A 15,034-nucleotide genomic window follows, 5' to 3' on the forward strand; every position below is an offset into this window, starting at 1 on the left:
TCCCAGAGGATACCAACATAAGATGAACAAGACAGAACAACAGGTAAGATTAGACAAATGGCTATGGTCAGCACGTTTTTATAAAACACGTTCATTAGCTCGAGAGATGATTGAGGGCGGCAAAGTTCACTACAATGGACAGCGAAGCAAACCTAGCAAAATAGTTGAAATCGGTGCAGAAATAAAGCTAAGACAAGGCAGTGATGAAAAAACTGTTACGGTTATCTCGCTGAGTGAACAGCGTCGATCAGCTAATGATGCGCAAAATCTGTATCAAGAGACCAGTGCAAGTATTGTCAAACGAGAGGAAATTGCCTCAGCTCGAAAACTTGGTGCTTTAACCATGCCTCATCCCGATCGCAGGCCAGATAAAAAAGAGCGCCGTAATCTTATTAAATTTAAACATGGTGAATAATACCATTCATCAGGAGTCAATATGAACCAAACAACACTGCACGATACACACCATGATAAATTATCGCGTTTTTTATTTGATAACCACTCAATTCGTGGCGAGTTAGTCAACCTCAATGAGACCTATCAACATATTTTAGAAAATCATAATTACCCTTTAGCTGTGCAAAATTTATTGGGAGAATTATTAGTCGCAACAAGCTTACTCACCGCGACATTAAAATTTGATGGCGATATTACCGTGCAACTGCAAGGCGATGGCCCCTTAAATCTTGCGGTAATCAACGGTAATAACCATCAGCAAATGCGAGGCGTTGCTAGAGTCAATGGTACTATCGCTGATGACGCCAGTTTGAAAGAGATGATCGGTAATGGTTATATTATCATTACAATCAGCCCCAAAAAAGGTGAACGTTATCAAGGCATCGTAGGCCTTGAAGCCGATACAATTGCGGGATGTATTGAAAGCTACTTTCTGCAGTCTGAGCAGCTACCCACTCGACTCTTTATCAAAACTGGCGTTTATAAAAATAGGCCAATGGCGGCTGGAATATTGCTACAAGTCCTCCCTGCCAGTGAGAATACAGCAGACTCATTTGAGCACCTCACAGCTATCGCCGAAACCATTAAGGCTGAAGAGCTTTTTGCCCTGCCTGCGGATGAAATTTTATACCGACTTTATCACCAAGAAGACGTCAGATTATTTGATGGACAATGTGTTGAGTTTAAGTGTACCTGTTCACGCCAACGCTGCGCAGATACCTTGATTACTTTACCGGCTAATGAGGTGGACTCGATTTTAGTTGAAGATGGCAATATTGATATGCACTGTGATTACTGCGGTACCCACTATATTTTTGACAAAATCGATATTGAGAATTTACGCAAGCATCAACCGCAAGATACATTACACTAATAAAAAATAAAGTCGATGTCAGCTATCGCCATCGACTTCTTGTTGCCCTATCATGGTGCTGTTATAGGCGGCATAGCCTGACGATCACACCGCAAACAATCGATTAATTCGTATTATCTTTTCCTTTCCAACACTCAGTACTAAAACCATAATCTTGCGAATTAAATGGTGCACCTTTTGTGTTACGGTAATGCTGTAATGCTTTAAGTACGAACGGCAGTCCTAACAGCAATAATGGGATATTAAGATAGACCATAATGATATTCATTAAGTCTGAAATGCTCCATAAATTACCAAGTTCAAGACCGGCTAAAATCGTCAGCACACCAAATGGTACGAAGCATAATGATCCCAATGCGCGAATCACTAAAATAAAGCCACGTTTTTTAGAGATAAAATTAGCTGAAATTTCGGCGAATGAAATCATACCGAGTAAGGTCGTAAAAGCAAATAAACCATAACAAGCACACATAATAATTTCAACAGCTTTGGCAATAGATACGGGCACTAGCGTTTCAACAGAACTTAAATACAAGGTAATTTTTGATGCTCTAACCGAATCCCACATCGCCCCATCGGTATAACCAGTCCAAACATGCGCCATGACAACAATAAAACCGGTCATGGTGCAAATCACCATTGTATCAAAAAACACACCAAAACTTTGCACCAGTCCTTGTTCGCATGGATGACGGTTATTGGCAACCGCGGCCGCCATCGTTATCGTACCTTGACCAGCTTCATTGGACATCAAACCGCGTTTTACCCCTTGTGCCAAAGCAGTACCAATTGTTCCACCAAAAATAGCATGCGGTAAAAATGCCCCAACAACAACCTCTTTAAAAAAGTAAGGAATAAGCGGAAAATTAATCAAAATAATAATAATAGAGATCCCAATAAACAGCGCCGCTTTAATTGGCACCAACACATCAGAGTAAGCCACAACGCGTCGAATGCCGCCGAAAATAATAAAAGCGCTCACCACGATCAAGACCACCGCAATCGTATAATAAAGATTAGATTGATGGCTATAAGTTTCACCCGTTGATGCTTGAGCGATTGCACCTATCGCGGAGAAAACATTAAAAGTTTGGGCTGGAATATTAAATAAAGCATAAATAATAAATACAAACGATAAAAATAAGCCGACAACACGTTTATTACCTAAAATGCGTTTACCATAAAAAGGCAAACCACCGACATACTCATCATTTTTCTTCTCTTTAAACAATTGTGCTAGGACCGATTCAGTAAATGCTGAAGCCATCCCAAAAAAAGCCGCAACCCACATCCAAAATAGCGCACCTGGACCACCAATTGAAATCGCGCCCGTAATCCCGACAATATTACCGGGTCCCGCACGCATTGCTAGACCAAGCATAAATGAACCAATAGAACTAATCCCTTGTTTGGATGTTTGGCGCGCAAACATAATTTTAATTGCAGGCCCAAAGCTTTGTCCCTGAATAAATCGCGTTCTGAACGTGAAATAGATACCAACGCCAATTAATAAAATCACCGGAAATGAAAACTGCCCTAACACTGGAATACTACCATACCACTCTAAATTAGTTGGGAAATCCCAAATGGCGTCGGTAATTGGGCCTAAAAATGCAAAAAAATCATTAACTAAATCAAATATATTACTCACAACCAAACTCTCTTATGATTCGATATTTTATATAATAAAAAATCACCACTGAATCAAGTCAGTGGTGATGAAACAGACTGAAAAATTAATTTTTAAAGGAATGAATTGGCGCAGGAATGCGTCCACCTCGTTGAATAAAATCGACAGAACTAAACTGATTAACGGGCATAATTGGCGCGTGACCGAGTAAGCCACCAAACTCGACATTATCCCCGACTTTCATACCAACCGCAGGAATAATACGTACCGCGGTTGTTTTATGGTTTATTACCCCAATCGCGGCCTCATCAGCAATAATGGCAGCAATCGTTTCCGCTGGCGTATCGCCCGGAATAGCAATCATATCAAGACCAACTGAACAGACACAGGTCATCGCTTCGAGCTTTTCTAAGTTGAGCGAGCCCTTATTAACTGCATCAATCATACCCGCATCTTCAGATACTGGGATAAATGCGCCACTTAATCCGCCAACATGACCACAAGCCATCACGCCACCTTTTTTCACCGCATCATTGAGCATCGCAAGGGCTGCTGTCGTGCCGTGAGTACCGACAACTTCAAGTCCCATCTCTTCTAGAATGTGCGCAACCGAATCACCAATCGCAGGCGTTGGTGCCAGCGATAAATCAACAATCCCAAACTGCACGCCGAGTCTTTCTGACGCCTCTTTACCCACTAGCTGACCCATCCGCGTGATCTTAAAGGCAGTTTTTTTGATAGTTTCAGCAACCACATCAAATGGTTCTCCTTTGACCTTTTCTAACGCTCGTTTGACAACACCAGGCCCACTAACCCCAACATTAATCACGCAATCAGCTTCGCCAACACCGTGGAAAGCCCCCGCCATAAATGGATTATCTTCAACCGCATTAGCAAAAACAACTAATTTAGCGCATGCCATACTATTATTATCAGCCGTTAATGCTGCTGATTCTTTGATGATTTCCCCCATACGTTTTACCGCATCCATGTTGATACCGGTTTGCGTTGAACCAACATTAACAGATGAACAGACCCGTTCAGTTTGCGCTAAAGCTTGTGGAATCGAGTCGATTAAAATACGATCGCCTTTATGGAATCCTTTTTGCACGAGTGCCGAGAAACCACCGATAAAATTAACACCGACCGCTTTAGCTGCTGCATCAAGGGTTTTGGCAAACTCAACATAATCTTTATCATCGCTAGCGCCAGCAATCAATGATATCGGCGTAACAGAAATACGTTTATTAATAATAGGAATACCGAACTCTGACGAAATATCTTCACCCACTTTGACTAAGTTGCCCGCTAAACGGGTAATTTTGTCATAAATTTTCTGTCGTGCCTTCACGCCATCGCTGTCAATGCAGTCTAATAGCGAAATCCCCATTGTAATCGTACGAATATCGAGTTTTTCTTCCTCGATCATTTTAATTGTTTCTAAAATCTGTCTTGTTTCCATGGTTTACCCTTACAATGAGTTTACAAACGATGCATCGCGTCAAAAATTTCTTCTCGTTGAAGATTCACTTTAACTTTCAGCTTGTCACTCGTTTGTGTTAACGCCAGTTTTACATCCTCAAAAGAACCATTAATTTTGGATAAGTCCAGCAACATAATCATGGTAAAATATTCATCCATAATCGTTTGTGACACGTCTAAAATGTTGATATTTAGCTCATAAAGCTTTTGACTTATCCCTGCGATAATGCCTGTTTGGTCTTTACCTATCACCGTTAAAATGGTTTTCATTGGACTCTCCGCACAAATTTTGCACAAGTTAAAATATATTTATCAGTTCACTATCATAACATCTTCAAAAATGATCTAAATAGTAGTAGATTGGTTTATCAATAAAAATTATAAAGACGTTCCGAACATAAAGGGCAATAATCATGGTGTCATTCGAAAAATCAAATAAGTTAGAACATGTTTGTTACGATATTCGAGGTCCGATTCTCGACTATGCAAAAAAATTAGAAGAAGAAGGGCAAAAAATCCTCAAACTTAATATTGGTAATCCCGCCCCCTTCGGTTTTGCGGCACCAGATGAATTACTTGTTGATGTTATTCGTAACTTACCAACATCACAAGGATATTGTGATTCGAAAGGACTCTATTCGGCGCGTAAAGCCATTATGCAAGATTATCAGGCTAGGGGCATCAACAGCATTGATGTTGAAGATATCTACATTGGTAATGGTGTCTCTGAGCTCATCGTGCAATCAATGCAAGCCCTATTAAATACCGGTGATGAAATTCTAGTACCAATGCCAGATTACCCACTGTGGACAGCGGCGATTAGCCTATCTGGTGGTAATGCAGTGCATTATATCTGTGATGAAGAACAAGATTGGCAACCTGATCTCGATGATATTCGGAAAAAAATCACTCCCAAAACCAAAGGATTAGTGATCATTAATCCAAATAACCCAACAGGGGCAGTCTACAGTAAAGAAATTTTACTTGAAATTGCCGAAATTGCGCGTCAAAACAACATTATTATTTTTGCTGATGAGATTTACGACAAAATTTTATATGATGGTGCTGTTCATCACTCCATTGCAGCCCTTGCTCCCGATTTATTTATCATTACGATGAGTGGCTTGTCAAAAACCTACCGCGCAGCAGGCTTTAGGCAAGGATGGATGGCATTAAGTGGACCGAAAAAACATGTAAAAGGTTATATCGAAGGTTTGAATATGCTTGCCTCTATGCGCCTTTGTGCAAATGTGCCACTACAGCACGCGATTCAAGGTGCCTTAGGCGGATATCAAAGCATTAATGAGTTTATTAAACCCGGTGGGCGCCTATATGATCAATGCATGCTTGCCTGGCAGCTGCTCAATGAAATTCCAGGCGTATCGTGTACCAGGCCACAAGGAGCGATGTATCTGTTCCCTAAATTAGATATGAAAAAGTTTAACTTACATAACGATCAAAAGTTAGTCTTAGACTTTTTGCTGCAAGAAAAGGTTTTACTTGTTCAGGGCTCTGGATTTAACTGGTATAAGCCAGATCATGTTCGTATTGTAGCACTGCCACATACCGGTGAACTTGATGATGCAATTCATCGCTTTGCACGCTTCTTATCAAACTATAAGCAATAATCTGCTTTTGCCGCGCAATAAGCTATTTTTATGACTAATTGCGCGGCACCATTTACTGACAAAAATTAACGATTCCAAAACGACATCTACCCAAAATATTGATCTAAATCCAAGGTGCCATCCAATGCAACGGATTTAAGTGCTGTCGTTTTTGTTTATTAATCGCTTTAATTACCGCTTTAAGTAAATATTTATGTGCTGATTTGCCTAATTTCGTGCGATAAGTAAACATTGCACTAGCCTCTTTGTGAGAGAAGTTAGTACTTTCACATACCTGTATTTTTACGGTGGCATATTTTTTTGAGATTAACCACTGCCCACCAGCCCAAGCGACCCAGTCCTCTAATAAACCAGCCATCTGTTTTTTGGAGATATCAATATGACGCGCCTGAATATTAAACCAATATTTAGCAATCGGTAACGGTTCATAGGCATAAATTTGCGCTTTTTTCATCAACGGGCTAATCAATGCGATTTCATGATTACCAGTGCCAACAGGATCTAAAGTCACTAAATATTCAATATCCACGCCACATTTTGCTAAAATATACGCCAAATGCGCCCCATTCCATCCGCCTAGACTATGACCAACAATATAAACTTTAGTGCGCGGCCCAATATTCTTTTTGATATTGATATAACGTTCGCAATTTGGTTCAATCAATGTATCACTTAGTGGATCAAAGTTTTTCAATTCTTCAAAAAAAGCTTCGGTATAACTTAAATAATCAATTTTATAATATTGTAGTGAGATATGCTGATGCTCGCTGGTTGTTAAACCAAATTTAGTATTGATCTCCTGAGCAAATAATTCGGCTAATGAACCAACAATATGATGTGGCTTTAAATGAGTAAATGGTAAATTGATATTACCCCAAAGAAAAGACTCTTTATCAGCAGCACCGCCAATAAATAAAATGTAAACAAATGGATATGTCATAAAGACAACTGCTTTAATAAAAGTTAAACGTATTCCACCATAATTATGATGGCGACTCAATATACTTTAGCAGATTTATTTTTCAGCTGAAGAGTTATTTTGGGGGCGAGTAAATATTGATGATATTTGATTCAATTTGCCGATCGATTGTGCAATCAGATTGCCATATTTTAGCGATAAAAAATTCGTTATAAAATAGAATTTTTACTTAATTTAATATAAAAAAACCATGAATTACTGGTGCAGTAGCTAGATTTTACTGAATGACTAATAAGTCAATAACATTTCATCTATTGTTGCACAAAAACACAATATATAGTGATAATCAAAATGAATAAATCTACATATTGTATTTTTTGATTGTATTTTTTGCTGAAAATCAATTATGATATGCGCTCTTTATAAAGCTGTTTATGGATGATTAGAATGAATAAATCAATGTTAGTGACTAAACGCGATGGTCATAAAGAACCGATCGATTTGGACAAAATTCACCGAGTGATTGACTGGGCAGCAGAAGGTCTAAATAACGTCTCAGTATCCCAAGTCGAATTAAAATCGCACATACAATTTTATGATGGTATTCGAACTGCTGATATTCATGAAACGATTATCCGGGCAGCCGCTGATCTTATTTCGCAAGAAGCACCTGATTATCAATATTTAGCGGCTCGTCTGGCGATTTTCCATTTACGTAAAAAAGCTTATGGGCAATTTGAGCCACCTAAACTCTATCCTCATGTCAAAAAATTAGTTGAGCAAGAACGCTATGACAAACATCTGCTAAGTGATTACACTGAAGATGAATTTAATCAAATGGATGAATTTATTGATCACTGGCGTGATATGGCATTTTCTTATGCAGCTGTTAAACAACTAGAAGGCAAATATTTAGTACAAAACCGGGTATCTGGTGAAATCTATGAAAGTGCACAATTTTTATACATCTTAGTCGCGGCTTGCTTATTTGCTAATTATCCAAAAGAGACGCGTCTTGATTATGTTAAGCGTTTTTATGATGCGATTTCAACTTTCAAGATCTCTTTACCAACGCCAATTATGGCAGGCGTAAGGACCCCAACGCGTCAATTTAGCTCATGTGTATTAATTGAGTGTGATGATAGCTTAGACTCAATTAATGCAACAGCAAGCGCGATCGTCAAATATGTATCACAGCGCGCAGGTATCGGGGTAAATGCCGGCAGTATCCGTGCATTAGGCAGCCCGATTCGTGGTGGTGAAGCGTTCCATACTGGCTGTATTCCGTTTTATAAATACTTCCAAACCGCCGTTAAATCATGCTCGCAAGGTGGCGTTCGAGGTGGTGCAGCAACGGTATTTTACCCACTTTGGCACCTCGAGGTAGAAAACCTATTAGTGCTTCGTAATAATCGCGGTGTTGAGGAAAACCGTGTTCGTCATCTTGATTATGGTGTACAAATTAATAAATTGTTATACCAACGCCTTATCAAAGGCGGCAATATCACCTTATTTAGTCCATCTGACGTACCTGGGCTTTATGATGCATTTTTCTCAAACCAAGATGAGTTTGAACGTCTTTATCTGCAATACGAAGCCGATGAAACTATTCGTAAGCGCGCCGTTAAAGCGGTTGAACTGTTTGCATTACTGATGCAAGAACGTGCATCGACTGGCCGAATTTATATTCAACATGTCGATCACTGTAATACACATAGCCCGTTTAATGCAGCTGTTGCGCCTGTAAAACAATCTAATCTCTGTATGGAAATTGCCCTACCAACAAAAGCTCTTAATAATATTAATGATGAAACCGGTGAAATTGCACTGTGTACGCTATCGGCGTTCAATTTAGGTCAAATCGAATCATTAGATGACTTTGAAGAATTAGCAAAACTGGCAGTACGAGCCCTCGATGCACTACTCGATTATCAAGATTACCCAATTCCAGCAGCAAAAACGTCGTCAATGAATCGTCGAACGTTAGGTATTGGCGTGATTAACTATGCTTATTACCTTGCTAAACATGGCGTAAAATACTCTGATGGTAGCGCAAACAACTTAACCCACAGAACGTTTGAAGCGATGCAGTATTACTTACTCAAAGCATCTAATGAACTCGCAATGGAAAAAGGCGCTTGCCCACTATTCCACGAAACCACTTATTCACAAGGTATTTTACCAATCGATACCTATAAACGAGAGCTCGATGATATCGTTAAGCCAACATTAAAATATGACTGGGAAGCATTACGTCAATCGATTAAAACGCACGGTTTACGTAACTCAACATTATCAGCTTTAATGCCGTCAGAAACCTCATCGCAAATCTCGAATGCGACTAATGGTATTGAGCCACCGCGTGGTTATATTAGTGTTAAGGCATCAAAAGATGGAATTTTAAAACAAGTCGTGCCTGAATACGAAACCTTAAAACATTTTTACGAATTACTGTGGCAAATTCCCAATAATTCAGGCTATATACAATTAGTGGGCATCATGCAAAAATTTGTCGACCAATCTATTTCGGCCAATACCAATTATGATCCGACTAAGTTCCCGAATGACAAAGTGCCAATGAAACAACTACTTGCAGATTTGCTCTCAGCGTATAAATATGGCGTCAAAACGCTTTACTATCATAATACACGAGATGGTGCAGACGATATTCAAACGGATATTGCAACGGCGGTAGATGATGGCTGTGAAGGCGGGGCCTGCAAAATTTAATAAGTGATTAAACGGTTCAATATAACGTTAAAACTATCCTCGAGGATGTGAAATCAACTTATTTTTACTGAATGTTTTAACTGATTTGGGTGAGACTATCCTTCACCCATTTTCCTTGCATCAATGAAAGGAAATCTAGCAGTTAAAGCAATACTTTTTAACCATTGAGGATCTCATAATGAGTTATACCATTTTCTCTCAAATACATAATGATCAGCTCAAAGAACCCATGTTTTTAGGTCAGCCCGTTAATGTTGCTCGCTATGATCAACAAAAATACGAAACATTTGAAAAACTGATTGAAAAACAACTGTCATTTTTCTGGCGCCCTGAAGAAGTCGATATTTCGCAAGATCGTATTGACTACGCCGCCTTACCCGATCATGAAAAACACATTTTTATTAGTAATTTAAAATATCAAACTTTATTAGATTCGATTCAAGGCAGAAGCCCAAATATCGCGTTATTACCGCTTATCTCGATTCCAGAGCTAGAAACATGGGTCGAAACTTGGTCATTTTCAGAAACGATCCATTCACGCTCTTACACTCATATTATCCGTAACATTGTCAACGACCCAGCCATTGTTTTTGATGATATTGTGACCAATGAAGAGATTAAAAAACGCGCTACCGACATTGCGGGCTACTATGATGATTTAATCGAATATTCAAGTTATTACAACTTACTTGGTGAAGGTAAACATAGTATCAATGGTAAAAATATTAAAATTGATTCTCGCACATTAAAGAAAAAGCTCTACCTTTGCTTAATGAGCGTCAATGCGCTTGAAGCAATCCGATTTTATGTGAGCTTTGCCTGCTCATTCGCGTTTGCTGAACGTGAACTGATGGAAGGTAATGCCAAAATTATTAAGCTTATTGCTCGTGATGAAGCACTACATTTGACTGGTACGCAATTTATGATAAACACCTTACGTAGTGGTGAAGATGACCCCGAAATGCAGCAAATTGCCAAAGAGTGTGAGGATGAATCTTACGCGCTATTCTTAAAAGCCGCTAATCAAGAAAAAGAGTGGGCTGAGTACCTATTTTCAGGTGGTTCAATGATTGGTTTAAATAAAGATATCTTATGCCAATATATTGAATATATTACCAATATTCGTATGCAAGCCGTTGGTTTAACTTTACCATTCCAAACTAAATCAAATCCAATTCCGTGGATCAATAACTGGCTAGTCTCGGACAATGTCCAAGTTGCGCCACAAGAAGCCGAAATGAGCTCGTACTTAGTTGGCCAAATTGATTCAGAAATCAATGAAAGCGACTTAATTGACTTTGAGTTGTAAATCAAAATAGGGCTTTTTATAACTATTAAGCCCAATTTTATTAAATTACATTGTCTTACCGAGTATTAAGTGATAAGTTATATACGGTTTAGATAGTAACACCTGTCTTTTTTCAACGCTATACCTGTTTCATTTTTATACTTTATTTGGACTAAATTCAATTAGTCCTTTTTTTTATCCAATCTGTCACGTTGATTATTGACATTGTTACATTTTACAGTAACGATGATGCATCATCTAGCCATAAGAAAAGTTGACATGAATCCAAATACTGATCCTGAGATTATTCTGCCTTATACTCCACTCGAATGGACAAATGAGCAGCTGAGTCTTAATGCATTGAAAACGCAATTAGATCTATTCTATGATTGGTCGATAGCGCAATTTAAAGCAGGTTTAGATATTGAAACATTGATTTTCACCCGTTCGAAATTTATCGATCAGCTACTGAGCCGTTTATGGCAGTTTTACCTTGCGCCGCAAGAATTGGTGCCTTATCTAAACAAAAATAGCATCGCCCTTATTGCGGTTGGTGGCTATGGTCGGGGGGAACTACACCCTTTATCCGATATTGATATTCTTATTTTGAGCGATAAGCCTTTAGCGGCCATCATTGAAAACCAAGTCAGCACGTTAGTTCGCTTACTATGGGATTTACATCTCGATATTGGTCAAAGTGTCAGATCACTGGCAACTTGCCTACAAGAAGCCAAATCAGACATTACCACGATGACAAATTTGCTTGAGTCGCGCCTAATTATCGGTAGCCAAGCATTACTCACTGAGCTACAAAAACATATATTTGCAGATAACATTTGGCCATCACAAGCATTTTATCGCGCCAAAGTGGCAGAACAACAACAACGCCACCGACAATATCATAGTACGAGTTATAACCTTGAACCGGATATCAAAAATAGTCCGGGCGGACTACGCGATATACAAATAATTCAATGGATCGCACTTCGACATTTTGGCGGTATATCCGTTAAAGAAATAGCTCAATTCAATTATCTCACTGCAGAAGAAATTGAAGAAATCAAAAATTGCCGGCGATTCTTATGGAAAATGCGCTTTGCCTTACACTCGGTGATTACGCGCAGTGATAATCGACTGCTATTTGACCGTCAATTAAGTATTGCACATTTACTCGGTTATCAAGGTGAACGTAATGCTCCGGTTGAAAAAATGATGCGCGATTATTATCGCGTTGTACATAATATTACCGAGCTTAATCAAATGCTATTACAGCTATTTGAAGAGTCAATTTTAACCATCAATCCGCAAAATCGGCCTTATGATATTAATGAGCACTTTCAAGTTAGAGATAAGTTAATTGATGTTAAAGATAAGCGTTTATTTAATGATGATCCAACGATGATTTTGCAGCTATTTCATACTATGTTGCTTAATCCTCAGATTATTGGTATCTACTCTGATACCATTCGCCAATTACGTTCAGCGCGGCGTAAATTGAACGGATTATTGTGTGAGTACCCACAAGCACGCGAATGTTTTTTATCCATAATTCAGCACAAAGATGCCATACAAAAAGCTTTATTACCAATGCATCGCTTTGGTATTTTAAGTATTTATATTCCGGGTTGGAAACGGATTGTTGGGATGATGCAATTTGATCTGTTCCATGCCTATACGGTGGATGAACACACCATTCGATTATTATTAGAGATTGCCGACTTATCCACTGAAGTGGGCAAAAAGAAACATCCTAATAGTTCGCGGGTGTATGGTAAACTCAGTAAACCTGATCTATTAATTATTACTGCGCTGTATCACGATATCGCCAAAGGCAAACCCGGTGATCACTCAGAATTAGGCGCAGAGCTAGTCGAAAGTTTTTGCCAATTACATCACATTGATAAAAATGACACCGATCTTATCTGCTGGTTAGTTCGCTATCATTTACTGATGTCAGTCACCGCTCAAAGCAGAGATTTACAAGATCCTGCGGTTATTCGTGAATTTGCCGGACACGTCAAAAGCAAAAAACGCTTACAATACCTATTGTGCTTAACCGTTGCTGATGTTTGTGCGACTAATGAGACCTTGTGGAATAGCTGGAAACAGAGCCTGATGCGTGAACTGTACTTTCAAACCAAACGTTCATTTGATTTAGGCATTCATCAAATCCCTGAGCAGCGCAGCATTGCCAGAGAACATAAAAAGGAGGCATTGCAGCAACTCATTACACAAGGCTACCTTGAAAAGCGTGTTTTACAGTTTTGGCAAGATTACCGCTTCGATTACTTTTTACGTTATTTAGCCGATCAGCTTGTCTGGCATGCTAAACATTTGCTCGAACACGACTTATCTCAACCATTAGTATTGATTAATGCAGCGCCATTTCACGGTGGTACCGAAATTTGTATCTATTCACCCGATAGACCTTACTTGTTTGCAACCGTCAGTAACGAGCTGAGTAAACGCAATTTAAATATTCATGATGCCCTGATTATTACCAATAAAAAAGAGTTTGCGTTAGATACCTTTATTGTTCTTGAACCTAGTGGTCGGCTGATCGCCGAAGATCGCCACCACGACATTAAGCAAGGGCTCGCTAAAGCATTAAAGCAAAGTCATTATCAACGCGCTAAAATCAAGCAGCCATCATCAAAAATTCGTCATTTTTCAGTGCCGACGCAAGTGAATTTTTTATCCACATTAAGTGATCGTAAAACGTATATGGAATTAATCGCTTTAGATCGGCCCGGCTTACTGGCCTGTGTTGGTGAGGTCTTTGCTAATCAAGATCTCTCTTTACGTAGTGCTAAAATTGCCACTATCGGTGAACATGTTGAAGATCTGTTTGTGCTGACCAATAAAAATAATCAGGCGCTTGATGATCGTATCTGCCATAAACTACGCGATGCGGTGATTCAAGCTATCGATAAAATGGACTTGTCACGATCAAACGATTAAATGGCGATGATTTACATCACGTGAAAACAATGATTGATTAATCTTGATTGTTATTATATACAATAGCAATCACTTAATCGTCGCGATACCAATATGCAATTTTTTATTATTTTATTCCCGGTATTTTGTATTTTTATTGTCGGGTTCATTGCCCAAAAAGCACTCAAATTTGATATCGCTAATTTATCAAAGATGTCGCTGTACGTTTTATCGCCTTTTTTGGCGTTTAAAACCTTTTATCTGCACCACTTAACCATTGACTATCTGTACTATATTATCTATATCTTCTCGCTGTGCTTTATTTTAGTGGCGATCATTTCGATTTGGTCATGGCTCTGCAAGTACAATACCAAAGAGCGCTGTGCCATGATTCTCAGCTCATGCTTTATGAATAATGGTAATTATGGTACACCGGTCATTTTAGTTTTTTTTGGTTCATTAGGCTTTGATCTTGCTGTTATTACAATGATTTTACAGCAATTTTTGATGAGTACGGTAGGTATTTACTATGCGGTTAAAGGCGGTGGCAATAGCGGTAAAGCCAGCCAGAAAGCGATCATGATGAAAGTGATCCGTATGCCTGTTGCCTATGGCGCGTTGCTAGGCATTGCCTTTCAGCTCTGCCAGATTCCGCTTAGCGCTTCAATCTTAACATCGATATCGATGATTGGTGATGCCTCAATCGTGGTAATTATGATTATTTTAGGCATGCAATTAGCAACATTAAAAGTGGCACAACTTGAGTATAGCAAAATCTCAGTCGCCTTACTGGTGAGAATGGTCATTTCACCTTTCGTTGCAATGGTATTAGTGCATTTTATGCCAATCGATGCGATGTATAAGCAAATACTCATTGTACTTGCCGCAATGCCTACTGCCGCAAATACCACGCTGATGTCAGTGCAATTTAATACCAAACCCGAACTGGTTTCGAGTGCAACCTTTATTAGTACATTACTCAGTTTAGTAACACTGCCAATGGTATTATGGTTAGTCAACGCGCCGATTCCCGCTTAAATTCAGCAAACTAGCATAGTCATTTAACGACGAGCAGTACTATGCTAGC

11 protein-coding genes are annotated in these 15,034 nt (G+C 39.1%); 7 read left to right on the top strand and 4 right to left on the bottom strand.

Going from position 1 to position 15,034, the window contains the following annotated elements:
• The first annotated feature begins 22 nt into the window (after positions 1 to 22).
• Both hslR and hslO read left to right on the top strand, forming a co-directional pair.
• A complete protein-coding gene (gene hslR / locus DES39_RS10210) occupies positions 23 to 415 on the top strand; it encodes a ribosome-associated heat shock protein Hsp15 (RefSeq protein ID WP_121145802.1) in 393 nt (130 codons plus the stop codon).
• A gap of 21 nt (positions 416 to 436) precedes the next feature.
• Positions 437 to 1,330, top strand: a complete 894-nt coding sequence (gene hslO / locus DES39_RS10215) for an Hsp33 family molecular chaperone HslO (protein WP_121145804.1) — start codon at positions 437 to 439, stop codon at positions 1,328 to 1,330.
• 103 nt (positions 1,331 to 1,433) lie between these two features.
• Here the strand turns inward: hslO and DES39_RS10220 are convergent, their stop codons facing one another.
• The 3 genes from DES39_RS10220 to DES39_RS10230 form a co-directional block, all read right to left on the bottom strand.
• Positions 1,434 to 2,981 (bottom strand): alanine/glycine:cation symporter family protein, encoded by a 1,548-nt coding sequence (locus DES39_RS10220; protein ID WP_121145806.1) that lies wholly within the window; start codon positions 2,979 to 2,981, stop codon positions 1,434 to 1,436.
• A gap of 85 nt (positions 2,982 to 3,066) precedes the next feature.
• Positions 3,067 to 4,422: a PFL family protein gene (locus tag DES39_RS10225; protein WP_121145808.1), complete on the bottom strand. Its 1,356-nt coding sequence runs from the start codon at positions 4,420 to 4,422 to the stop codon at positions 3,067 to 3,069.
• 20 nt (positions 4,423 to 4,442) lie between these two features.
• Entirely contained in the window at positions 4,443 to 4,712 is a 270-nt protein-coding gene (locus DES39_RS10230) for an ACT domain-containing protein (RefSeq protein ID WP_121145810.1), read from the bottom strand.
• A 143-nt stretch (positions 4,713 to 4,855) separates the two neighbouring features.
• On the opposite strand from DES39_RS10230, the gene DES39_RS10235 reads away from it, so the two are divergent.
• Positions 4,856 to 6,070, top strand: coding sequence for a pyridoxal phosphate-dependent aminotransferase (locus DES39_RS10235; protein WP_121145812.1), 1,215 nt, complete (start codon positions 4,856 to 4,858; stop codon positions 6,068 to 6,070).
• A gap of 103 nt (positions 6,071 to 6,173) precedes the next feature.
• Here the strand turns inward: DES39_RS10235 and DES39_RS10240 are convergent, their stop codons facing one another.
• Positions 6,174 to 7,010 carry an alpha/beta hydrolase family protein gene (locus tag DES39_RS10240; RefSeq protein WP_121145814.1) on the bottom strand — a complete coding sequence of 279 codons (837 nt, stop codon included), beginning with the start codon at positions 7,008 to 7,010 and terminating at the stop codon, positions 6,174 to 6,176.
• A gap of 426 nt (positions 7,011 to 7,436) precedes the next feature.
• Between DES39_RS10240 and nrdA the strand changes: the two genes are divergently transcribed.
• From nrdA to DES39_RS10260, 4 genes are all read left to right on the top strand, one after another.
• Positions 7,437 to 9,719 (top strand): class 1a ribonucleoside-diphosphate reductase subunit alpha, encoded by a 2,283-nt coding sequence (gene nrdA / locus DES39_RS10245; RefSeq protein WP_121145816.1) that lies wholly within the window; start codon positions 7,437 to 7,439, stop codon positions 9,717 to 9,719.
• A gap of 178 nt (positions 9,720 to 9,897) precedes the next feature.
• Entirely contained in the window at positions 9,898 to 11,028 is a 1,131-nt protein-coding gene (gene nrdB / locus DES39_RS10250; RefSeq protein ID WP_121145818.1) for a class Ia ribonucleoside-diphosphate reductase subunit beta, read from the top strand.
• Positions 11,029 to 11,286: 258 nt separating this feature from the next.
• Complete coding sequence (glnD, locus tag DES39_RS10255) at positions 11,287 to 13,968, top strand: bifunctional uridylyltransferase/uridylyl-removing protein GlnD (RefSeq protein WP_211324694.1); 2,682 nt, start codon at positions 11,287 to 11,289, stop codon at positions 13,966 to 13,968.
• A gap of 93 nt (positions 13,969 to 14,061) precedes the next feature.
• Entirely contained in the window at positions 14,062 to 14,985 is a 924-nt protein-coding gene (locus tag DES39_RS10260; RefSeq protein WP_121145822.1) for an AEC family transporter, read from the top strand.
• Positions 14,986 to 15,034 lie beyond the last annotated feature (49 nt).

This window comes from Orbus hercynius (assembly GCF_003634275.1).
GTDB classification, from domain to species: Bacteria; Pseudomonadota; Gammaproteobacteria; order Enterobacterales; family Orbaceae; genus Orbus; species Orbus hercynius.